The organism is Natrialba swarupiae (assembly GCF_008245225.1).
Classification (GTDB): domain Archaea; phylum Halobacteriota; class Halobacteria; order Halobacteriales; family Natrialbaceae; genus Natrarchaeobius; species Natrarchaeobius swarupiae.
Map to the genome: position 1 here is coordinate 39830 of NZ_VTAW01000006.1, position 22299 is coordinate 62128.

General features: G+C 62.9%; 19 protein-coding genes. 10 read left to right on the top strand and 9 right to left on the bottom strand.

The features are described 5' to 3' along the window. Positions 1–17: 17 nt before the first annotated feature. From FYC77_RS06630 to FYC77_RS06640, 3 genes are read left to right on the top strand one after another with little or no spacing between them, the layout of a single operon-like run. Positions 18–776, top strand: coding sequence for a phosphonate C-P lyase system protein PhnL (locus FYC77_RS06630; RefSeq protein WP_149080721.1), 759 nt, complete (start codon positions 18–20; stop codon positions 774–776). After that, positions 773–1936 carry an alpha-D-ribose 1-methylphosphonate 5-triphosphate diphosphatase gene (locus tag FYC77_RS06635; RefSeq protein WP_149080722.1) on the top strand — a complete coding sequence of 388 codons (1164 nt, stop codon included), beginning with the start codon at positions 773–775 and terminating at the stop codon, positions 1934–1936. The genes FYC77_RS06630 and FYC77_RS06635 overlap by 4 nt, the downstream gene beginning before the upstream one ends. Then, complete coding sequence (locus FYC77_RS06640; protein ID WP_202911785.1) at positions 1933–2709, top strand: sugar phosphate isomerase/epimerase family protein; 777 nt, start codon at positions 1933–1935, stop codon at positions 2707–2709. The genes FYC77_RS06635 and FYC77_RS06640 overlap by 4 nt, the downstream gene beginning before the upstream one ends. Before the next feature lie 323 nt (positions 2710–3032). Here the strand turns inward: FYC77_RS06640 and phnE (FYC77_RS06645) are convergent, their stop codons facing one another. Genes phnE (FYC77_RS06645) through phnD form a run of 4 tightly spaced genes read right to left on the bottom strand, consistent with a single transcriptional unit; the run spans position 3033 to position 6583 of the window. Beyond that, positions 3033–3827 (bottom strand): phosphonate ABC transporter, permease protein PhnE, encoded by a 795-nt coding sequence (gene phnE / locus FYC77_RS06645; RefSeq protein WP_149080723.1) that lies wholly within the window; start codon positions 3825–3827, stop codon positions 3033–3035. Next, complete coding sequence (gene phnE, locus FYC77_RS06650; protein WP_149080724.1) at positions 3827–4645, bottom strand: phosphonate ABC transporter, permease protein PhnE; 819 nt, start codon at positions 4643–4645, stop codon at positions 3827–3829. Before phnE (FYC77_RS06650) ends, phnE (FYC77_RS06645) begins: the two co-directional genes overlap by 1 nt. Before the next feature lies 1 nt (position 4646). Beyond that, on the bottom strand, positions 4647–5435 hold the full coding sequence (phnC, locus tag FYC77_RS06655; RefSeq protein ID WP_149080725.1) for a phosphonate ABC transporter ATP-binding protein: 789 nt from the start codon (positions 5433–5435) through the stop codon (positions 4647–4649). Between the two features lie 5 nt (positions 5436–5440). Further along, positions 5441–6583 (bottom strand): phosphate/phosphite/phosphonate ABC transporter substrate-binding protein, encoded by a 1143-nt coding sequence (gene phnD / locus FYC77_RS06660; RefSeq protein ID WP_238386807.1) that lies wholly within the window; start codon positions 6581–6583, stop codon positions 5441–5443. A 531-nt stretch (positions 6584–7114) separates the two neighbouring features. On the opposite strand from phnD, the gene FYC77_RS06665 reads away from it, so the two are divergent. From FYC77_RS06665 to phnE (FYC77_RS06690), 6 genes are all read left to right on the top strand, one after another. Further along, positions 7115–7783, top strand: coding sequence for a metallophosphoesterase family protein (locus FYC77_RS06665; protein ID WP_149080727.1), 669 nt, complete (start codon positions 7115–7117; stop codon positions 7781–7783). A 14-nt stretch (positions 7784–7797) separates the two neighbouring features. After that, complete coding sequence (gene ppk1 / locus FYC77_RS06670; RefSeq protein WP_149080728.1) at positions 7798–10251, top strand: polyphosphate kinase 1; 2454 nt, start codon at positions 7798–7800, stop codon at positions 10249–10251. 254 nt (positions 10252–10505) lie between these two features. Beyond that, positions 10506–11210: a cupredoxin domain-containing protein gene (locus FYC77_RS06675; protein WP_149080729.1), complete on the top strand. Its 705-nt coding sequence runs from the start codon at positions 10506–10508 to the stop codon at positions 11208–11210. A gap of 291 nt (positions 11211–11501) precedes the next feature. After that, entirely contained in the window at positions 11502–12572 is a 1071-nt protein-coding gene (locus FYC77_RS06680) for a PhnD/SsuA/transferrin family substrate-binding protein (protein WP_149080730.1), read from the top strand. A gap of 13 nt (positions 12573–12585) precedes the next feature. Beyond that, positions 12586–13434 (top strand): phosphonate ABC transporter ATP-binding protein, encoded by an 849-nt coding sequence (gene phnC, locus FYC77_RS06685; protein WP_149080731.1) that lies wholly within the window; start codon positions 12586–12588, stop codon positions 13432–13434. Further along, positions 13431–14465 (top strand): phosphonate ABC transporter, permease protein PhnE, encoded by a 1035-nt coding sequence (gene phnE / locus FYC77_RS06690; protein ID WP_238386809.1) that lies wholly within the window; start codon positions 13431–13433, stop codon positions 14463–14465. The genes phnC (FYC77_RS06685) and phnE (FYC77_RS06690) overlap by 4 nt, the downstream gene beginning before the upstream one ends. A 227-nt stretch (positions 14466–14692) precedes the next feature. Here the strand turns inward: phnE (FYC77_RS06690) and FYC77_RS06695 are convergent, their stop codons facing one another. Further along, the gene (locus FYC77_RS06695) at positions 14693–15694 is read right to left on the bottom strand and encodes a metallophosphoesterase family protein (protein WP_149080732.1); all 1002 of its coding nucleotides are present in this window, start codon (positions 15692–15694) and stop codon (positions 14693–14695) included. A 407-nt stretch (positions 15695–16101) separates the two neighbouring features. Next, positions 16102–16863: a DUF7260 family protein gene (locus FYC77_RS06700; protein ID WP_149080733.1), complete on the bottom strand. Its 762-nt coding sequence runs from the start codon at positions 16861–16863 to the stop codon at positions 16102–16104. A 273-nt stretch (positions 16864–17136) separates the two neighbouring features. On the opposite strand from FYC77_RS06700, the gene FYC77_RS06705 reads away from it, so the two are divergent. Further along, positions 17137–17364 carry a DUF7511 domain-containing protein gene (locus FYC77_RS06705; protein ID WP_149080734.1) on the top strand — a complete coding sequence of 76 codons (228 nt, stop codon included), beginning with the start codon at positions 17137–17139 and terminating at the stop codon, positions 17362–17364. A gap of 83 nt (positions 17365–17447) precedes the next feature. Here FYC77_RS06705 and uvrB read toward each other — a convergent pair whose 3' ends face one another. From uvrB to FYC77_RS06720, 3 genes are all read right to left on the bottom strand, one after another. Continuing rightward, positions 17448–19505 (bottom strand): excinuclease ABC subunit UvrB, encoded by a 2058-nt coding sequence (uvrB, locus tag FYC77_RS06710; RefSeq protein WP_149080735.1) that lies wholly within the window; start codon positions 19503–19505, stop codon positions 17448–17450. A 57-nt stretch (positions 19506–19562) separates the two neighbouring features. Beyond that, positions 19563–20333, bottom strand: coding sequence for a DUF4397 domain-containing protein (locus FYC77_RS06715; protein WP_149080736.1), 771 nt, complete (start codon positions 20331–20333; stop codon positions 19563–19565). Positions 20334–21501: 1168 nt separating this feature from the next. Further along, a complete protein-coding gene (locus tag FYC77_RS06720; RefSeq protein WP_149080737.1) occupies positions 21502–22266 on the bottom strand; it encodes an IclR family transcriptional regulator in 765 nt (254 codons plus the stop codon). Positions 22267–22299 lie beyond the last annotated feature (33 nt).

A 22299-nucleotide genomic window follows, 5' to 3' on the forward strand; every position in this document is an offset into this window, starting at 1 on the left:
TTTCGACCACTGATTCAATGACCACGACACACCACCCAGAAACCGCACAGCTGTCGATCGACTCGCTCTCGAAACGCTTCGAGATGCACGTCCTCTCGAACACCACCGTCGTCGGCCTCGAAGACGTAAGCGCGACGATCCGAGACGGCGAGTTCCTCGCCGTCGTCGGCGAATCCGGCTCGGGGAAGTCCTCGCTACTGAAGTGTCTCTACCGAAGCTACGAGCCGACCGCCGGCGCCGTCCGCTACGCGACCGACGACGGCGACGTCGTCGACTTGGCGAGCTGTTCGGAACGGACCATCCTGGCGCTTCGAGAGGGCGAAATCGGCTACGTCTCACAGTTCCTCGAGGAGATTCCGCGAGTGTCCGCACTGGACATCGTCTCGCGGCCGCTCCGGGAGGCCGGCGTCTCGGACGACGAAGCGCGGGACCGAGCCCGCGAACTGCTCGCCGCACTCGAACTCCCACCCGAGCTGTGGAAGGCGTATCCGGCCACCTTCTCCGGCGGCGAGCGCCAGCGGGTCAACCTCGCGAAGGCGCTCGCGACCGAACCCAGCTTGCTGTTGCTCGACGAGCCGACGAGCGCACTCGACCCCGAGACGCGCGCGGCCGCCGTCGACCTGCTTCGGTCGTCGCTCGCGGACGGAACCACCATGGTCGGCGTCTTCCACAACCCCGACGTCGTCGCGACGCTCGCCGACCGCGTGCTCGTCCTCGACGACGGATCCGTCGTCGACACCGTAGACGTCGACGCCTACCTGGAGGGAGTTCGATGAGCCGGCTCGAGGCGCGGGCGACCGGTCGGCTCGCGATCGAGAACGGCCGGATCGTCACCCCGGACGCGGTCGTCGAGGGCGGTATCGTGATCGAGGAGGGCCGCATCCAGGTCGTCGAGGAGGGTCTCGAGTCGGCCGCCGAGACGAGGATCGACGCGGCCGGCAGGGTCGTCATGCCCGGCATCGTCGACTTACACGGCGACGACGTCGAGAACCACCTGTTCCCGCGCTCCGGTGCGCGAATGCGGATGCCGATCGCGGTGACGTCGGTCGACCGCTCGAACGTGGCCGCGGGGATCACGACGAAGTTCCACGCGCTGTCGTTCCGGGAGAACCCCGACAAGGATCGGTCGCCGGAGCTGGCGGCCGAACTGATCGATGCCATCGAAACGACTGAGACGGTCCTCGGCGATCACCGGATCCACGCCCGGTGTGAGATCAGCGACGAGACGGCGGTCGAAGCCGTCGCCGAGGTGATCGATCGCGGAGTTCCGGATCTCGTCTCGGTGATGACGCACATTCCGGGAAAGGGCCAGTTCAGGGAGATCGAAAACTACCTCTCGTATCACAAAGGGAGAGGTGAGGACGCGTACGAACGCGCGAAGCGGCGCGTCGAAGAGGCCGGCGAGATCGATCACGAGTACCTCCGTGATAACATCGATCGGATCGTCGATCGGGCACAAAACGCCGGGATTCCCGTGGCCTCCCACGACGACGAGAGCGCGGCCGAAGTCGAACGCATCGCCGACCGCGGCGTCGGCATCAGCGAGTTTCCGATCACGATGGGTGCCGCGAAACGGGCCGACGAACTCGACGTGACGACCGTGATGGGCGCGCCAAATCTCGTTCGGGGCGAGAGCCAGTGGGGCAATCTCGGCTCTCGAGCGGCGATCGACGAGGGTCTCGTCGACGTGCTCGTCGCCGACTACCACCCGCCGTCGATGCTGGCCGCCGCGTTCGTCGACACCGGCGAGCCGTTATACGAACGGGTCGCCCGCCTCACCGCCACACCCGCGGACGCCGTCGGTCTCGAGGACCGCGGCCGGATCGAATCGGGCGCGAGAGCCGACTTGCTCGTCGTCGACGCCGACCCGACCCCGGTCGTCGAGTGGGCGTTCGTCGACGGGTCGCCGGTGTACCGAACCGGAGGCGACAGATGAGAGTCGGCGCCGCGATGGACATCCGGTTCGACTGGACGTTCGATCGCTTCTGTGAGTACGTCGTCGACTGCGGCTTAGAACACGTCGAACTCAAGATGGAGTACGTCCACGGCCACCCGGACGCGCCGGACCCCGAGACCGTCGCGGAGCGAAGCGACGCCTACGATGTCACCGTCACCTACCACGCCCCGTTTCGCGACTGGAACGTCGGAAGCTTCAACGAGGATTCTCGACGCGCGTCGGTCGAACAGGTCAACTCGACGCTCGAGGCGGCGGCGACGGCGGGCGCGGGTGCCGTCGTCGTCCACGGCGGTTCCGTCCCGTACCGGTATCCGGAGTACGTCCGTGAGCGCGCACGGGACGCCGCTCGACGCTCGCTCGCGGAGTGTGCGCGCTACGCCGCGGAGGTCGACGTCCCGCTGTGTCTCGAGAACCAACCCCAGTCCGACTCGAACGAGCGCCACACCACCTCGCCCGACGACCTGGCGGCGATGCTCGAGTCCGTCGACGTTGACGACGCCCTCGGTGTCACCCTCGACGTCGGCCACGCGCGGGTCAACGGCTTCGACTGGCGGACGTTCGCCGACCGGTTCGCAGACCGGATTCACGTCGTTCACCTCCACGACAACGACGGCGTCGAAGACCGCCACGAACCGCTCGTCGAGTACGAATCGATCTGCGAGTCCGTCGACGCGCCGTACAACGTCTTCGAGATGAAACGAGTCCCCGATATTGAGCGCTGTCTCGAGAGGAACCAGTTGCCATCGGAGTGATCCACGCCGACTGAACGCCCGAACCGCCTTTTCATACGGATTGCTGTAACGATTTACCGGTCGAACCGAGACACATCTGTGATTGCACAAGTAACGACGAACAGCAGACCGTATCAGACAAACCGGAGTTGGTTCTCGGCCAAGTGGCCGTCCTTCGACCGTCAACAGTAGCCAGTTCAATCCCTCTGAACCGACATCCAACCGTTGTCGACAATCACCCGTGCGTTGGCGACCAACAGTGGAGTGACTCGAGCGAGTGTTCCACGCCCCCTCGTGTGCGAAAATAGAAATCGAAGTGGGCGGCGTCCGGCAACTATCACCGATTACTGGGCCTTCGTCCGGGCATACGCCGATACCCCCTCGCTCAGGATGACGACGAAGAGAATCGCGAGCACGATAATCGCGACCGTGCGCCAGGCGAAAGAGTCGACCGCGGTGTACAGGTGGACGCCGATCCCGCCCGCGCCGACGAACCCGAGGATCGTCGCGCCGCGGACGTTGATATCCCATCGGTAGATCGTCAGTCCAACCACGGCCGGTTTGATCTGGGGGAAGACCCCGTAGAGCAGCGTTTTGAACCGGTTTGCACCGGTCGACGAGATCGCCTCCTGCTGGCCAGCGTCGATCTCCTCGAGTTCCTCGCCGAGCAGTTTGCCGAGGAAGCCGACGGAGCGAACCGCGATTGCGATCGTGCCCGCGAGCGCGCCGGGTCCGAACATAATGACGAAGACGAGCGCCCAGATGATCGTGTGAACCGACCGCGAGACCGTGACGATCACCTTGCCGAGCGCGTAGGTGAGTCGGTTCGGCGTCAGATTCTCAGCCGAGAGGTACGCGACGGGGATCGAGAGCGCGAACGCCGCCATCGTTCCGACGGCAGCGATGTGGATCGTCTCGATGAGAGGAGCGACGATCTCCGGCGCGTACTCGAGGTGAGGCGGGAACATTCGCGTCGCGAGATCGGCGAACGCGGCCGTCGCACCGCCGAAATCGCGGAGGTCGAGCTCGAGATACTGCCACGAGGCGAGTACCACGATGAGACCCCCGAGAGCGAACGCGAACCGAAGGAGCCGGCTGCGACGATCGTGGCGCTCCCACGTGACGGATTCGACCGACATCACTGGACCCTCCGTCGGACGACGGCGCTTACGTACTCGGCGAGTAGGACAACTAGGATGATCCCGAGCAGAATCGAGGCGACGTAGTCGAACTCGTAGCGACTGTAGGCGGTCATGAGCAGTTGGCCGATGCCACCGGCACCGACGATTCCGATGATCGCCGACGCGCGGATGTTGATGTCCCACCGATACACGGTCAATCCGACGAATCGGGGCACGATCTGCGGTACGACGCCGTAGACGAGCGTCTGGAAGCGGCTCGCACCGGTCGATTCGACGCTCTCGATACTGCCCATGTTGATGTCTTCGACATCTTCCGAGAGGAGTTTCGAGAAGAAGCCGACCGTTTTGAAACTGATCGCAATAATTCCAGCTAGGGGCCCAAATCCGAACGCCATCACCGCAATAATCGCGACGATCAGTCCATCGATCGCCCGTGAGATGCTGATTATCGCCCGACTGAGTAGGTAGATCGGCCGTGAGACCAGGTTCTGAGCTGCACCGAACGCAACCGGAATACTGATTGTGACGCCGATGGCCGTCGCTACCATCGCCATCGCGACGGACTCGAGCAACCGGTCGCCAAGGCGTACCAGATCGCCCGCCTCCGTTCGGGGCGGGTACATCGTCTGCAAGAGCGTCACGCCGTATCCGAGACCTTCGGTAAATCGCGACAGCCCAACGCCGGCGAGTATCCCCCACAATGACCACGCCAGAAATGCCGCGAGGGCCACGTAAATACCCCATTTCACCCGATGATCGTAGAACGTTGTCGGACGGTGCCACGTCGACCGAGGTTGCTCCGTCTCCGCGACCATCTTACCGTCTCCCACCGGCGGGAATCGCCCGTTTGGCCTCAGTAGTTGTCAGCTCCTCACCCCGGTATATAACGCCGTGAGTGTCGTCAGTAAGCTCCTCTGGTGTCCCGTCGAAGACAAGCTCGCCGTCGTGTAGCCCGAGGAGCCGGTCCGCGTATCCGACCGCGAGATCGACCTCGTGGATGTTAATCAACACGGGAATGTCGTGGTCGGTCGCGATGTCGGTCAACAGCTCCATGACGTCGTGGGACGTCTCCGGATCGAGACTCGAGGTCGGCTCGTCCGCGAGGAGGATCTTCGGGTTCTGGACGACTGCACGAGCGATGCCGACGCGCTGGCGCTGCCCGCCAGAGAGTTCGTCGACGCGTTTGTTCTCCATTCCGCCGAGGCCGACCAGTTCGAGGATCTCGTAGGCGAGTTCGATATCCTCCTGGGGGAATTTTCGCCTGAACGCGGCCCAGTTCGAGACGTATCCCAGCCGACCGGAGAGAACGTTCTCCATTACGGTCAGCCGTTCGACGAGGTTGTACTCCTGGAAAATCATCCCGATATTCCGTCTGGCGTCCCGTAGCTCGGCGCTCGAGAGCGCGGTCAGGTCAGTTCCATCGAGTTCGACGGTTCCGGACGTCGGTTCGGTCAACCTGTTGATACACCGGACGAACGTACTCTTCCCGGCACCGCTCGGGCCGATCATCGCGACGAACTCCTTGCCCTCGATCGTCGTCGAAATACTCGTCAGCGCTTCGTCTCCGGTTGGGTACACCTTTCGGAGATCGTGTGTTTCGAGCATTGGTCTTAGAGTTCTCCGGACTCGTAGTCGACCTCGTTTAATCGCTGGGCTACCAACACTGGATGAAAGTGGTACTTATACTCGACTTCGTAGAGATCGGCCCAGCCGCGGATGTTTGCCGTTGCAGTGCCGGACCAGTCGGTCTCGAGCCACGCTCGCCTGAGTCCGTCTTGAATATCGGGATGTAGTTCGGCGACCCAGCCGAAGGGGTTCGAGACGTAGGCATCACTCGCCCAGACGATCTTGAAGTCACTAAAGTCGAGATCGTCGGTGTTTTCGATAGCATTCGTCCCGGCCCCACTAGAGACCGGTCCGGCATCGTAGTCGCCGAACCCGATACCTCGAACGCTCTGATCATGGCCGCCGGAGAACTCGATCTCGTAGTCTTCGCCTGGGATGACGCCGAACTCTTCTTGAAACAGTGCCGACGGTGCCTGATGCCCGGAGTTCGAGCCAGGATCCGTGTGTGCAACCGAGACGTCGGCGAAATCCCCGACGGACTGGACATCGTTGTTGTCGGCGCGCGTTGTGGCCCACAATCGGTATCCAAACTGACCGCCCTCTGACAGCGTGGTGGCAACGGGGACGAAGTCTGCGAGGTTGACGGCGAACGGAACCGATCCGGTCGGAATCCGTCCGACGGGTGCCTCGCGGGCTCGCATCGCTTCGACCGTCGCCGCGTAGGAGTCGACCGTAAGAAAGTCGACTTCTTTTCCGGTCTCCTCTTCTATCCGCTCGACCAACGGATCCATCGCGTCGTCGTACTGCGGGAGCAGATCATCGCTCGGGTTGTCGACGACTGTGAGCACGTCGGGATCGAGCCACTCGCCCGGATCGTCCGGCGTTTCTGTGACTGGGTTTCCGTGTGCGGGCTCGTCGATATCGCGTTCTAACATCGCCTCGAGGTCAGCGACCTGCCCACTGTCGAATCCCGCATCCATGAGGGTGTCGCCCAGATAATTGTTGTTCTCCCAGTCCGGGTTCGCGGGATCGAACTCGTCCGAGATCATGGGATCATCAATCTCGCCGCCTTCTCCCCCGCCAAGTCCAGCACCCGCTTGAGACGAGCCGCCGCTTGAGTCGTCAGAGGAATCGGTGTCCGATTCCGTACAACCTGCGAGCGCGACCGCCGTTGCAGCGCCCGTCACCAGGAACGTCCGCCGCGATCGATTCGAGCCTGACCGAGGTTCGTGAGACATCATCGGGATACGCGTAATTCAGGCTAATGAAGCCTGCTATTGGGTATATTGTGCAGAACACATCGAATGGGAAGTCAAACAATCACCGTCGTTCTGCGCGCTGTCTCTCTCGGCTCTACCGACCGGCACGTATCCGTCCGAGTTCGACTGTGTTCGCTGTACCAGTCCGACCCTCCACGTAGCTCTAAACGAAGTCCGAATCGGTCGATCCTCGCCAATCTCAGTCCAGGCCGGCGGTCTCGTGATTCATCGGCGCTTACCACCGAACCGGTCCGTCGGACGTCGGCGCCCCGAGATAGGAGGACTGCCCCTGTCGGATCCGTCCCACCGGAGAAGGCTGGCACGACTGCTGGCCGTTCTGACGGGTACGTTTCCCTATGCCCCACTACGTAGCCGTACGTCGACAACATATAAACGGCTTATCAGTCCGTCTTCGAACGAATTTTCGAACGATTCGTGACCGCCACTCCACCCGAGTCAATGTATTCCGTCCCGTTCGATCATCGACGCATCGACCTCGAGGACTACGACGACGTCTACGTCGTCGGCGACGTCCACGGCTGTCTCGACGCCCTCGAGCGACTGCTCTCGACGCTGAATCTCGGCGAGAACGACCTCGCGATCTTCGTCGGCGATCTCGTTCGAAAAGGTCCCGAGAGTGTCGCCGTCCTCGAGCGCGTTCGACGATCACCGAAGCTGTGTTCGGTCCGTGGCAATAACGAACAGAAGCTTCTCGAGGGCGACGCGTCGCTCTCGAACTTCGGACGAGCTGAGTACGAGTACGTCGAGTCGCTTCCGCTCGCGATTTCGTGGGACGGTGGGCTCGTCGTCCACGGCGGCGTCGATCCGAACCGGGAGCTTACGGCGCACTCGAGTCGGGACGTGCTGACGATGCGCTCGCCGAACGGGGACGGCTACGACGGCCCGTTCTGGTTCGACGCATACGAGGGGCCGCCGCGGGTGTTTTTCGGTCACACAGTCCTCGAGGAACCACTCGAGCGCGAGTGGGTTATCGGTCTCGATACGGGCTGTGTTTACGGCGGATACCTGACCGCCTACGACGTCCGCCGCGACCGATTTATCACCGTTTCGACGACGGAACATACGAGCCGATCCGACGACAAATTCGTCCCCGTGGAGGGGCGCTAGCGGGGTCAGAATCGATGGGAAGCGACAGTCCATCCGACGAGGATGGTTCGGACAACGATGAACCGGATCGATCGGGGGATGCCGCCAGCGCCGGGAGTGATCGATTCGACGACGAATCGACCAGCGACGACGGTGGGGTCGATCGAGCGAACGGATACCGCGTAGCGGACGGATGCGAATTGGCGGACGAGACCGCGCCGGTCGCCGGAGCGAAACGCGACGTTCAAACCGAGTCTGGGGACGAGAACGAACCCGTTCCCGCGGAAGAGCCGGCCGATTCGATCGCGTTTCGCTTCGATGCTTCCGACGGCGAAGACGCCACCACGTCGCCCACGACCGAGGACGCGCCAACCGAAGCGAAGGCGGTGACTCCCGAGAGCGAGGTCGATCTCTCGGCACCCGAGTACTATCTCAATCGCGAGCTGAGCGAACTCGCCTTTCAGCGTCGGGTGCTCCACGAGGTGACCGACGAATCGAACCCCCTGCTCGAGCGAGTGAAGTTCCTCGCGATTCTCACCCGTAATCTCGACGAGTTCTTCCGCAAGCGGGTCGGCGGGTTGAAACAACAGATCGCCGCCGGAGTGACGGACGCAACGCCGGATGGTCGAACACCGGCGGAGCAGTGGGAGGAGGTCCTGACTGAGGCGCGCTCGCTGTTCGACCGACAGAGTGCGTGTTACCGCGAGGAGATCCGACCAGCGCTCGCCGACGCGGGGATCGAACTCGTCGAGTACGACGACCTCTCGTCGGACGAACGAACTGACGTTCGCGACCACTTCGAGAGCTCTGTCCTGCCGACGCTCACCCCGCTGACGTTCGATCCGGCGCATCCGTTCCCGTTCATCTCGAATCAGAGCCTCTCACTCGCCGTCCTCACGCGGGAGCGTCCCGACGCGGAGTACACGTTCTCTCGGGTGAAGATCCCGCGCAACCAGGTTCGGTTCGTCGAAATCGACGACGACGCCCGGTACGTTCTCCTCGAGGACGTGGTGCGTGAGAACCTCGATCTGTTGTTTCCCGACGTCGAAGTGGTCGACACCGCCCTCTTTCGCGTGACCCGAAACGCCGAGGTTCGGCGCAACGAGGAGGTCGCCGAGGATCTCATCGAGATGATCGAGGAAGTTCTGGAAGAGCGACGGTTCGCCACGGCAGTGCGACTCGAGATCGAACCCGACGCACCCGAGGAGATCCTCGAGATTCTCACCGACGAACTCGACCTCGACGACCGGGAAGTCTTCCGACTCGCCGGGCCGCTCGATTATCGGGACTTCGACGAACTGGTCGACCTCGAGCGTGACGACCTGCGCCTTTCCGACTGGACGCCACAGCCACACCCCCGATTGGGCGGGCGCGAGGACGGGCGGAGCGTCTTCGACGTCGTTTCGGAGGGCGACGTACTCGTCCACCACCCGTATCACTCCTTCGAGGGGACCGTCCAGCGCTTTCTCGAGGAGGCCGCGAACGATCCGGACGTACTGGCGATCAAGGCGGCGATCTACCGGACCGCGAGCGACTCGCAGGTGATCGAGAGCCTGATCGAGGCGGCCCGAAACGGCAAACAGGTAGCGGTGATGGTCGAACTCAAAGCGCGCTTCGACGAGAAGAACAACCTCGAGTGGGCGAAGAAACTCGAGGAAGAGGGGATCCACGTCGCCTACGGAACGATCGGTTACAAGACCCACACGAAGACGTCACTTGTCGTTCGTAGGGAGGACGACGGCGTGCGGCTGTACTCTCACGTCGGTACCGGCAACTATCACTCCGAAACCGCAAAACGGTACGAGGACCTCGGTCTGCTGACCGCCGATCGGGACGTCGGCCAGGACCTCGTCAGGCTGTTCAACTACTTTACGGGTCACTCGATGCACCGCGAGTACCGCAAACTGCTCATCGCGCCGGGCAACATGCGCGAGCGCTTCGTCGATCTTGTCCGCGGGGAGGCCGAACGCGCACGAAACGGCGAGGAGGCGCGTATCGTCGCCAAGATGAATCGCTTAGAGGATCCGGCGATCATCCGCGAACTCTACCGGGCGTCGATGGCCGGCGTCGACGTCGATCTGATCGTCCGTGACATCTGTCGACTCCGGCCCGGACTCGAGGAGGTCAGCGAAACGATCGATGTCTACAGTGTCGTCGGTCGGTTCCTCGAGCACTCCCGCGTGTTCTACTTCCACGCGGGCGGCGGGGAGCGGTACTACACTGGGTCGGCCGACTGGATGTCCCGAAACCTCGATAACCGCGTCGAGGCCGTCGCGCCGATCGAGGACCCGCGGCTGTGTACGACGCTCGAGGGCATCCTCGAGACCCTGCTCCGCGATACGGCCAACAGGTGGCGGATGTGCTCGGACGGCACCTACGAACGGTGTCGTCCCGCGAGCGACGGCGCGGAGTACGACGCCCACGAGACGTTCATGCACGCGGCCCGTGATCGGCGTTCCCGACGCCGGGACTGGCTCGGAGAGGAGTGACCGTCTCCGGTGGTTCGTTCTCGTCGTCGTTTCCAGAACTCTCGTCGTCGCTCCCGACCCGATTGTCCGTGGGCGATCGAGACCCCGGTAGAGTCCGTCGATCGGAAACGCAAACGCTCGAGAATCGGTGCCGACCGACGACGGTACTGTGCGCGAGGTTCACACAACTTCGACTGTGTTCGCTATTGTGGTGTTTCCACCACGACGTATCACTATTAGTAGGGTTATTCAGGATACGCGTCGAGTAGCCACCGATGGCGGAGAATTGGGACGAGTCGAGTGAGTCAAGTCGCGACGAGCGGTCGCCCGCTCCGTCGGTGACGGCGAGACCGGGGCGACGGGAAGTACTCTCGAGCGTCGGTCTCGTCGTTTCGGTCCCGATCACCGGCTGTCTCGCGGGCGCTCCGGCGGAGCGATCCGACACCGAGACGGAGTCCGCGATCGACTCGAGGTCCGCCTCGAACAGCGGCGGGGACGACACGTCCGAACACTCCGGCGGATCACAGTCCCGTTCGGCCGCTCTCTCCGAGATGGCCACAGAGCGGACGGTCGAAATTGTCCGCGAGGACGACGTTCGATTCGATCCTCAACTCGTCTGGCTGAAACCGGGCGGGCGCGTCACGTGGATCAACCGCGACGACCGCGGCCGACACGACGTCGTCCCGATCGGCCGACGAACACCGGTCGGCGCCACGAACTGGCGGAGCGCCGCTCTCGAGGAGGGTGAACGATTCGAGCGGGCATTCGACCGTGAGGGGGTCTACGATTACCTCTGTACGCGCCACGAGGAGTTCCTGTTCGGCCGGCTCGTCGTCGGGCGTCCGGATCCGGCGGACGAACCCGCGCTGACCGCGCCCGACGAGTATCCCGACCGGGTACGGGTCGCCCTCGGCGACCTGAACGAACGGACCCGATCGCTGCTCGTCGCGGCATCCGACGATTGCGGCTGTCCGGGCTGATCGGTTACGACAGCTCCGATGAACCCGGCCGTTTCGTTCGCCGCCGATCATCCCACCCTCGAGACCTTCTCGTTCGCTCGCGGCCGGGACCCCGGCGTCGACGGGTTCTGCCTCGGCGTTACCGATTTCCTCTCTCGAGACGAGTCGCCGGTCCGTTCGGACGTGAGTGCGTACCGGTTGCAGTCTTCGGAGAGATACGTGTGCCTATGGAACGGAACGTACTGGCCCGGCCCAGTTCGTATCAATATTATAAACAGTGTTGTTCGAACCGGATCGACTCCACGAACGAGGATGGAAAACCAATCAGCATCGACGAGTACCCGACGACGGTTTCTGGCAACCAGCGGCGTACTCGGTGTGGGTGTTGCGGCCGGCTGTCTGGACGACGAAAACGGCGACGCCGCCGGCGGAAACGGTGGTAACGGCAACGGTGGCGACGATTCCGGCGGAGAAGCGTCGGGTGCGACCGCAGGATCGGTCGAGGAGACGACCGAAATCGACTGGATTCTCAACCCGGCGGAAGCCGACGTCGACGTCGAAGCCCAGTACCAGCCGTTTTTCGAGTACATCGAATCTGAAGTCGACGTCGCCATCGAGACGACGCGAGCGGCCAGCTACACGGCGACGATCCAGGAACTGCGCCGGGGCTCCGGCGAGCTCGCCGACACCTCGCCGTCGGCGGCCGTCGCCGCCCGGGACATCGCCGACGTGATCGGGATGCGGGTCGCGTTCGGCTCCGCACAGTACTTCTCGCTGATCACGACGACACCCGACAGCGACATCGAGGAACTCGCGGATCTCGAGGGCGAGGAGATCGCGATGGGCGATACGATGTCGGTGTCGGGGACGCTCGTCCCGATGACGGTGCTCAGCCGCGCGGGACTCGACACCGGGACGGCGCCAGACGGCGACCCGGTCGACTTCACGCCGCGGTACTCCGACCACTCGACCGCTCGCGACCAGGTGATCGAGAACCCGTCGATCGCGGCGGCGACCACCGGCGCGTTCTCGACGGCACCCCACGTTCCCCAGGAACAGTTCGACGAACACTCCCCCGAGTTCGTCGAGATCTCCGCGGAGTACGACGGCGCCGGCTCCGAGGAGCCTGAACTCCAGTTGCTCGCGGTCTCCGATCCAATTCCGCGCGCACCGCTTATGGCCCGAGCGGACTGGGACGACCCGATTCGCGAGGAGATCGAAGACGCGATTTTGAGCGTCGAACCCGAAGACCTCGCACACGGCGACAGCTACGACGGCGAAGAACTGTGGTTCGACGGCGTCGAGCCCGGCACCCACGAGGACTACGAGCCGATCGAGGACGTCCTCGAGGAACTCGGTCTCGAGTTCGAGGACATCTCCTGACCGCTCTACCCTCATGAGCAGGCTCATAGCTGACGGACTGACGAAGGAGTTCGGCGACACCGTCGCACTCGAGGACGTCTCGTTCGAGATACCCGACGGCGAGTTTGTGGTCGTCCTCGGCGTCTCTGGATCGGGGAAGTCGACGCTGTTGCGGTGTTTGAACGGGCTGACGGAGCCTACCAGCGGAGCGGTTCGCCTCGACGGTGAGTCCGTGACCGAACCCCGCGAGGACGTCGCGATGATCTTCCAGCAACACAACATCATCGACAACATGAGCGCGTTCTCGAATGCGCTCACCGGCGCGCTACATCGGAGTCGGTACGTCGAGAGCGTCCTCCAGCTTCACGCGTCCGAGGAGAAGTACCGGGCGCTCGACGCACTCGACACGGTCGGCCTCCTCGAGGAGGCCCAGCAGAAGGCCCGTCGGATGAGCGGCGGCCAACAACAGCGCGTCGGGATCGCCCGCGCGCTGGTCCAGCGACCGAACGTCCTGTTGGCGGACGAGCCGGTCGCGAGCCTGGATCCCGGAAGCGCCCAGCAGGTGATGCGCTACCTCCGGACGGCGGCGAGCGACCGCGATCTGACCGCGCTCATCAGCCTCCATCAGGTCAATCTCGCACGCAAGTTCGGCCAGCGGTTCATCGGCCTCCGGGACGGACGGAAGGTGTTCGACGGCTACCGCGAGGAGTTCACGATGGACGTCATCGACGAGATTTACGGCGACGTCGACACCGAAGGAATGTTCGCTCGGACGGACGGCGATGGCGGGGCCGACAAGGGAAGAACCCGCCCCTCGAGCGATCGGAGCGCCACCGGCGAGAGAACGCCCGCCGTCGGCGCGTCGGAGGGGGCGGATCCGTGAGCGACGAACACCGAACCGATCGCGGCGGCTGGCCGGAACGCGTCGTCGATCAGTACGACCGAATCCGTGCCGCGCGCCGCCGTCGAGCCGTCGGGGTGGTGATGCTCGTCGGCGTTGTCGGCTTCCTGTTCGTACAGGCGCTTTCCGCCGTCGGCATGTTCGGCGAGGAGTTCAACCTCTCGTTTTTCGCCGAGTCGTTACGGGATTTCTTCCCGCTCACGCTGTATTTCGGCGTCATCCCGTTTCTGGACGTCGCACAGTACTTGGCGTTCATCTCGGAGCGACAGCTTTTGTTCGATCCCGACGTCGGCCGTCTCCTCCTCACCGACCCGGTCGCGTTCTTCGTCGACGAACTGGGCGTGTTCTCGGTGTTCGGACAGGCCGGAATCACCCTCGCGATGGGGCTCGCGGGAACCATACTCGGCTTCCCGCTCGCGTTGCTGTTCGGCATTTTGGGATCCGAGCGCGTGACGCCGTTCCCGCTCAACTTCGTCTTCCGCGGGACGATGTCGGCGATCCGGTCGATTCCGGCGCTCGTCTGGGCGCTGATCCTGATCCCCTTGGCAGGGCTCGGTCCCGCCGCCGCGACGCTCGCGATCGCGATCGACACGATCGGCAACCTCGGCCGGCTCTTTACTGACGAACTCGAGGAGATTTCCGACGGGCCGATCGAGGCGATGGAGACGACGGGCGCGAACCGCCCGCAGACGATCACGTTCGGCATGTTGAGCCAGGTGACGACGCCCTACATCGCCTGGACGCTCTACATCTTCGAGATCAACGTCCGGATCGCGGTCTCGCTCGGTGTCATCGGCGCCGGCGGCCTCGGCCAGATCCTCGACGTCCAGCAGGGGTTGTTCCAGTTCACCAACGCGATGGCGACGCTGCTCTGTATCTTCCTGTTGATCATCACCGTCGAGTTATTCAGCCAGCGGACGCGAGCACGGCTCCGGGCGGACGAGGAGCCGATGGGGCTTCGAGAGCTGATCGTCGGCCTGCCGCGGCGGCTTGTCGAGTCGCTCTCGAAGTAACGCCCGCCGTTTCGATTCGCTTTCACCGTTTCGAGGATGATCGACCGCGACTCGGTTTCCCCGTTTCGAGGATCACCGACCGGTCGAGTTCTTCGGGCTCTATTGGCACTTCGTCGACATCGTCTGGGTCATCCTCTTCCCGCTGTTCTACCTGATGTAGCGTCACCCGACTCCCGATTGCTTCGTGATCGCTTCTATCGTCCTGTCGACCGATCACTACTTGCGGGTTATCGGACCGGTTTCGCCGCCCCGACCGAGGGTGAGTCGACGATCAGCGGCGGTTCCGAGAGCAGCGGCGAGTCCTCGAGTGCGTCTTCGGTGATGCCGAGGAGTGTCCGCCGAAACGTCGGCCCCGCTTCGGCCAGCTCGTAGGCCTCCGATCGACCTGCCTCGCCCGCGACCGAAACCAGCCAGACCGACGTCCCGTCCTCGTCGATTTCGAGGAGACAATACACCTGTGGATACGACGCGAGCGCGGGGGCGATGAGCTGTCTCGTCTCGCCGTGACGGACCACCGCCGGGAGGTGGTGGTGTCCGGAGAGCACCAGCTCAACGTCGTGTTTCTCGAGGACCGACCGGAGCCGCTCCCGTCGACGCATGGTGAACGTCCGCCAGGGGTGGCTCTGGCACAGCGGGTCGTTCACGATCGGCATCAGGTTGTGATGACAGCAGACGATCGGGGCCGTTGTCCCCTCGAGTTCCTCGTCGAGCCACGCGATCTGGTCGCTCGAGACGAGCCCTCGGTGTGTCTCCGTGTACGCGCCGTCGGGTCCCGACGCGCTGTCCAGTACGAAGAGGTCGATTTCGTCCATTTCGTAGCGCCCCGGCAACGACCCAGAGGCGTACCGATCGGCGAACGCAGACGCCGACGGACAGTCGTGTTCGTCCTGGCGTTTCTGGAGGTCGTGATTGCCGGGGGTCGCCACGAACGGCCGCTCGAGTTCCTCGAGCAAGACGTCGACGCGGTCGTAGTTCCAGAGCTCTCCGTCTTTCGTGAGATCTCCGGGAAACACGACGAGGTCGACGTCCCGTTCGTTACAGTCGTCGATCGCGGTCCGGAGGCGCTGTTCGGTGCGGTGGAACACCCGGTAGGTCTCCCGTGATCGGGTCGCGACGTGTGGATCGCCGAGGACCGCGAGTCTGGTCCGACGGTCGGCCCGCGGCCGGGAAAACTGGGCGAGCAACAATCGATCGCCGACGGCGGAAAGGCCACACTCAGTAGCGTCCATCGTCACCCGTCTCGAGTCTTCGTCCTCGGTTGCGACCGGCTGTTCGAACGGGCCGGAGCCGTTCCGGGTACAACTCCCAACTACGTCCCATGTCGAATGCTATTGCTCTCGGGAAGAACTAGGTTTATATTGGGTCTCCATGTGGATTGATAGACCCTCCCCGCTGGTGGATCGTCTCCGGGTAACGATGGAGCAGTCGGATCCGCTACGGGCGACAACGGTGCGGTCGGATCCGCTACGGGCGACAATGGAGCGGGTACCTCGTCTCTGGAGGTCTCGGTGTCGCTCTCGAGTCGGTGACGTCGTGGTGTGTGACCGTGATTTTCGCTCATTCCGTCTGCTTTCGAAGGTGTCACGAGGGGAGATTGTGGCCGGTCACACGTCACGAAGGAGAGGCGGCCAACCGATCATCTCACGATAGCGAGGCGACGGTCGACCTGTGATCGGGTGCGTTCGATTCGATCGCCGAGTTCCGCGATCGATCCGAGAACGGGGTGTGGGCTCGAGCGCTCGTCGTACAGATATCGCTCGAACGTCCCGATTTCCATGATTGTCAGTCCTTGCCGCCGTCGGATCTGTCGCTGCCGTTTCGCGGCGAGTTCGTCACACCGATTCCGTAACTCGTCCAGTCGTTCCCTGGTGAGTCTGAGCGCGTTGAACTCGAGGCAGTCGATCGGCTGTGCGCGGACGGCGTCCAGTTCGTCGGCGACGTTTTCGACCTCCCGTTCGATCTCGCCGATTGCCGTCGACTCCGTGTCGATGGCGTCGAGGATACGCTCGCGGCTCTCGATCGCTTGCTCGGCCGCCTCGCGGAGCGAACGCTTCAACTGAGCGTGTAACGACGTGTGTTGGGCGACAGCGACCGCGAGTTCGGGGCCCAACTCTTCGGCCATACTCTCGAGTGGCGTCTCGTCGTACTCGTCGCCGTAGTGCGGGCTACTCATAACCGTCTCCGTGTACGCGTTCCGGACCGTCTGAAGACCGCTCGCTCGCGTTCCACACTGTAACGGTTGCCGACCGGCTATCTGGGGCTGGCTCGCCTCGAGTTCGCCGAGGCGCCTGTGAAACCGCTCGAACGCCCGTTTTTCGTCGGCCAGCACCCGCCGCTCCCGCCGGGCCGTCTTTCTCGCCTCCTCGAGTACCGTCGTCGTTGGGGTAGCGCTGGACACGCGTAGATGCTCCTCACTGCGTTGCTTTGAACGTGTATAATAGCCGACTATACGACTACGTTCGCCACGAGCCGAAGGGAGAACTATAGCGATCCACGACCGTTCGGCGTCGTTGCCCGACTCCGGCCACCTCTCGGAGATTTCACCCTCCCAACAGTTCCCGACGACTACGAAACGATTAGAACCACTCGAGAGGTCTCAATAGCCCAACTAGCAGTGGCTTTGTAGGCCGGGGAACAGTTCCTGATACGGTATCATCGACCCCGATTCCACATGAGTGATCCAGCAAGCGGCTACGACGACCGAAGCGTTCGGGAGCGACTGGAGACTGCGGCGGAGTACTCTCGGCCATCGATCGACCTCGAGGCGATCGTCGTTCGGTACGAGAGTCGCCCGGACCAGTGTACGGTCGTTCCACAGGAGTGTCCCGAGGAGAAACGGTTGACCACCTGGCTGTCGGCCGATCTGAGATCGTTCGTCGAACTCGACGAAGTTCGCTAACGGACACGACACGAGCCGAGAGACGTTTTCCAGACGAAATCCGTCCGCGAGATCCCGACCGGTCGACGGTCCGTGATCGTCGGTTAGAACTCTTCGGTCGGCGGGGCGATCCCCTCGTCGTCGTCGCTTTCGAGGTCGAACTCTTCGCGGACCTCCCGGATGCGGTCTCTGATGTCCGCGGCGAGTTCGAACTCGAGGTTGCTCGCGGCTTCCTCCATCCGCTCTTCTAAGTCGGCGACGTAGCGGGCGGCCTCCTCTTCGTCCGCGAGCTCTCGCCCGGAGACGCTCGAGGTGTCGGTCTTCGAGCCGGGGAGGTTCGTCTCGCCGACTTCTTTCTCGATCGTCGTCGGCTCGTAGCCGTGTTCTTCGTTGTACTCCCGCTGGATCTGGCGACGGCGTTGAGTTTCCTCGATCGCCGACTCCATCGCGCTCGAGGGGTCGTCGGCGTACAGCACCACCTCGCCGTTGACGTTGCGGGCGGCCCGGCCCATCGTCTGGACGAGCGTCGTCTCGCTTCGCAGAAAGCCCTCCTGGTCGGCGTCGAGGATGGCGACCAGCGAGACCTCGGGGATGTCGAGTCCCTCCCGTAGGAGGTTGATGCCGACGAGGACATCGATCTCGCCCAATCGGAGCGAGCGGATGATCTCGTGGCGCTCTAACGTGTCGGTCTCGTCGTGCATGTACTCGACGTCGACGCCCGACTCCTCGAGATACTCCGTGAGATCCTCGGCCATCCGTTTCGTAAGCGTCGTGACGAGGGTTCGCTCGTCGCGGTCGATCCGTTCGTCGATCCGCTCGAGCAGGTCGTCGATCTGGCCGGTCGCCGGCGAGACCTCGACCGCGGGGTCGACCAGATGGGTCGGGCGGACGATCTGTTCGACGATCCGCCCCGATTGCTCGCGCTCGTAGTCGCTTGGGGTCGCCGAGACGTACAGCAACTGGTTGGTCTTCTCCCCGAACTCCTCGAAGGTGAGCGGGCGGTTGTCGTAGGCCGTCGGCAATCGAAAGCCGTTCTCGACGAGCGAATCCTTGCGGGACTTGTCGCCGGCGTACTGCCCGCGAACCTGCGGAAGGGTGACGTGGGATTCGTCGACGACGGTCAGGAAGTCCTCGGGGAAGTAATCGAGCAAGGTGTAGGGGGCCTCGCCGGAGTCGCGATCCGAGAGATAGACCGAGTAGTTCTCGATCCCCGAACAGTAGCCGGTCTCGGCCATCATCTCGAGGTCGAACGTCGTCCGCTCCTCGATGCGCTGGGCAGCGATCAGGTCGCCCTGGCGCTCGAAGTAGGAGATGCGTGAGTCCAGATCCTCGCGAATCTCGTCCATCGCACGCTCGAGTTTCGACTCCGGAATGGAGTAGTGCTCGGCGGGGTGGACGAGCACCGCGCGCTGTTCGCCTTTGGCTTCTCCCTCGAGCGGGTCGACTTTGATCATACGGTCGATCTCGTCGCCCCAGAGTTCGACGCGGACGGCGTAGCGGCCGTACATCGGGAAGATCTCGATCGTATCTCCTCGAACGCGGAACGTCCCCTGCGTGAAGTCGACGTCGTTTCGCTCGTAGTTCAGGTCGACGAGTCGTTTCAACAACTCGTCGCGGCCGACCGCCTCGCCGACCTCGAGGCGCATCGACATGTCGACGTAGTTTCGCGGGTCACCGAGGCCGTAGATCGCCGAAACGGAGGCGACGACGATGACGTCCTCGCGCGTGAGTAGGGAGCGCGTCGCGGAGTGGCGCAGGCGGTCGATTTCGTCGTTGATCGAGGCGTCCTTGTCGATGTAGGTGTCGGTCTGTTCAACGTACGCCTCTGGCTGGTAGTAGTCGTAGTAGGAGACGAAGTACTCGACGGCGTTGTCGGGAAACAGCGACCGGAACTCCTCGTATAGCTGGGCGGCGAGGGTCTTGTTGTGAGCGATGACAAGCGTCGGCTTCTGGACCTCCTCGATCACCCACGAGACGGTGTTGGTCTTTCCCGATCCGGTGACGCCGAGGAGGGTCTGTTCGCCCCGTCCCGACCGGAAGCCGTCCGCGAGCTCCTCGATCGCTTCCGGCTGATCGCCGGCCGGGTCGAAGGGGGCGTCGACCTCGAACGGACGGTCGACGTCGGGTCGGTCCGGCTGCAGCGGGCCTCGAGTGTCGCTCATTACCGGCCCCAGGGGTTCGAGCCACTTTACCCGCTCGCATCGGGGCGTCGATCGTCGTCAGTCGCCTGCGCCGAATTCGCCGTCGACCGTGGGCAGGACGGTGAACGAACGGTCCTCGAACTCCTCGGGTGGCTCGAGGTAGCCGATCGCGTACGCGGTGTAGGCCGTCTGGGGGTCGACGTCGACGTCGAAGGAGGCGACGACGGTCTCCGGATCACCAGCGGGTGTGATCGACAGTTCGTAACTGCCTGCAGGGACCGCGAGGTAGTTGGTCGACTCCTCGAAGGCGAGGTTCTCGACCACGGCCTCTCCATCGGCGAGGACGTCGACCGCCGGCGCGTCGGGCGAGAAGTGTGCGACTCGGACCAGAGCCGATCCGGCGTCGACGAGGATCTCCGGGCGGAACGTGTCCGCGCCGAGTTCCCCGATAGCGGCGACGGTGTAGAACGCGCTTCCGAACTCGACGTCCCCGTCGAAGACGACCGCCTGCGGATCGCCCGCTGCGGTGATCGTGACCGTGTACTCGCCGGGTGCGATCTCGAGGTACGGTGACACGTCGGCGTACGCGAACGCCGAGAGTACTCGGTCGCCGTCGATGTAAACGTCGACCGCCGGCGCGTCCGGTGCGAAGTGAGCGACGCGGACCGCGGCCTCGGGAACCACCGGTTCGTCCGCATCGTCCGGTTTGTCGTCCGTGTACTTGTCGTCTTTTGCCTTCGTTCGCTCGTCGTCTTCGTGTTCTCCCACCGCGAGTACGGTCCCGCTGGCTGCGGTGAGCCCACCGGCGGCGCCGACGGCCTTCAGTGCCGAACGTCGTGATACTGGCATGATGCACTCGAGTCACAGGATCGCTCCAGCAAATAGGCCGTAGTTAGTAGCGATGAATTTCGGAGATTTCCCTGCTGCGACAGGGACCGTATGGTGGCTGTATCAGCCGTAATCTGCTCGTACAAGCGGGTGCAGTCTGTCCACTGTGGTCGGTCCCGGACGAGTAGAGACTGGTTGGTTAGTATCGATCCGCTATCCGACAACCATCTCGTGGATAGGGTCGTCCTGACCGTGGTTGTGGACGATCCACCGAAGCAGGCCTGGGACAACCCCGGACGGAGATCGTCGTCGTCGGACGTCTGCTCTGCTTACTACAAATCGTCGTGAACCTGTTCGGGTTCGCGGGCCATACGCGGGGCGTCCACGAACGGATGCAGACCTATTGGGCGGACAGTGGTGACGTTCGGGATCTGTGCCGCCGACTGGTGGGACCATACACGACGGGACGCAGGCCCACTGGAACTGACTCACACCAGCCCATCTGAACACGGCACGTGACGCTCTCGAGGCGGACGCTCACCGCTACCTACATTGGAACTCGCCGTCGAGCGCAGTTCCCCGATACCGTCGCGTTCGACTGATAGTGTTCTTGACAACTATTCTCGCCGTCGAACTCGAGAGTTGCAGACTCGTTGGACCTGGCGCAATCGGCCGGCGTCTGCCGACCGGTTTCGTGCTCGATCCACGGGGATCGAATCATTATATATTTTCGATATATTATCCGAATAGTAATTATACTGACTTATATACTTCCGTCGACCCGAACGAACGCACGGTGCAGGTCGCGTAGTTGAGTCTGTGCCAGAACCGATCTACTAACACAGATATTTCGATTTACCCGGTGAGTTCGCGAAACAGATTCTGCTACCTATCAGGATAGTGTCGTGTTTGTGAATCGAACTGGAGAGAGAAATCATCGAGAAGATATAGTGTGTGAATTTAACGAATGCGATGTTTCGTTAGATGCGAACGGATCTCGGCGTCTCGTCCTCGAGTACCGGTATACGACCACGGAATCGTTTTTCGCGTGACAGTTTAAATTACACTCATACATACGTAAATAGAGCCGTTCGTTCGAGGCGTCCACCGGAGACGTCGTGCAGTGGCGAACGGCTCCGAAGTCGCGAGTAGTAACGAAACGCTATCGTTCCACATCACCGAACGACTCTCACGTGTGCTGAATGTTGAGTTCGATGACGTTTGCGATTCCGAGCACCGTCTCCGGCAGCTCGGTTTCGAACCGTTCGCCTTTCATCCGGTGGGTCGGCCCCGCGACACTGATCGATCCGATCACCGAATCGGTCCCATCGAGAATCGGAGCGGCGACGCTCCGTAACCCGTTCAACCGCTCCTCGTCGTCGTACGCGATCTTGCGTTCGCGAACGGTCTCGAGGTCCTCCTCGAGTCTCCCGCGATCCGTTATCGTGTTGTGGTTGACGGCGGGAAGTTCGTGCTGGTCGATAATCGCCGCACGGCGATCGTCCGGAAGAAACGCGAGAATTGCCTTACCGAGCGCTGTACAGTGGATCGGCACCCGATCCCCGATACAGGTGTCGATCCGAGCGGCCTCCGACCCGCGGCTTCGGTAGACGAACACGCCGCGACCGTGTTCCTCGGTCATCAGTGCCGAAATCTCGCCGGTCTTCTCCGCGAGGTGCTCGACCTCCGAGCGCCCGACCTCGTAGAGAGCGTGTTGATTGCGTGCCGTCTCACTGATCTGGAGGAACTTCAAACTCGTCCGATACGTTCCGTTTTCACGGACGACGTACTCCGCACGCTCGAGCGTGTCCAGGTGATTGTGGACGGTGCTTTTCGGTAACTCGACGTGTCTCGCCAGTTCGGAGACTCCCGCTCCGTCGAGTTCGTTCAACGCTTCCACGATGTCGAACGCTCGATCGACCGCCTGTATCCCGGGTGAGTCGCGTGTTGTCATACCACAGTATACGGACCGAGGGTCCATAAGTGT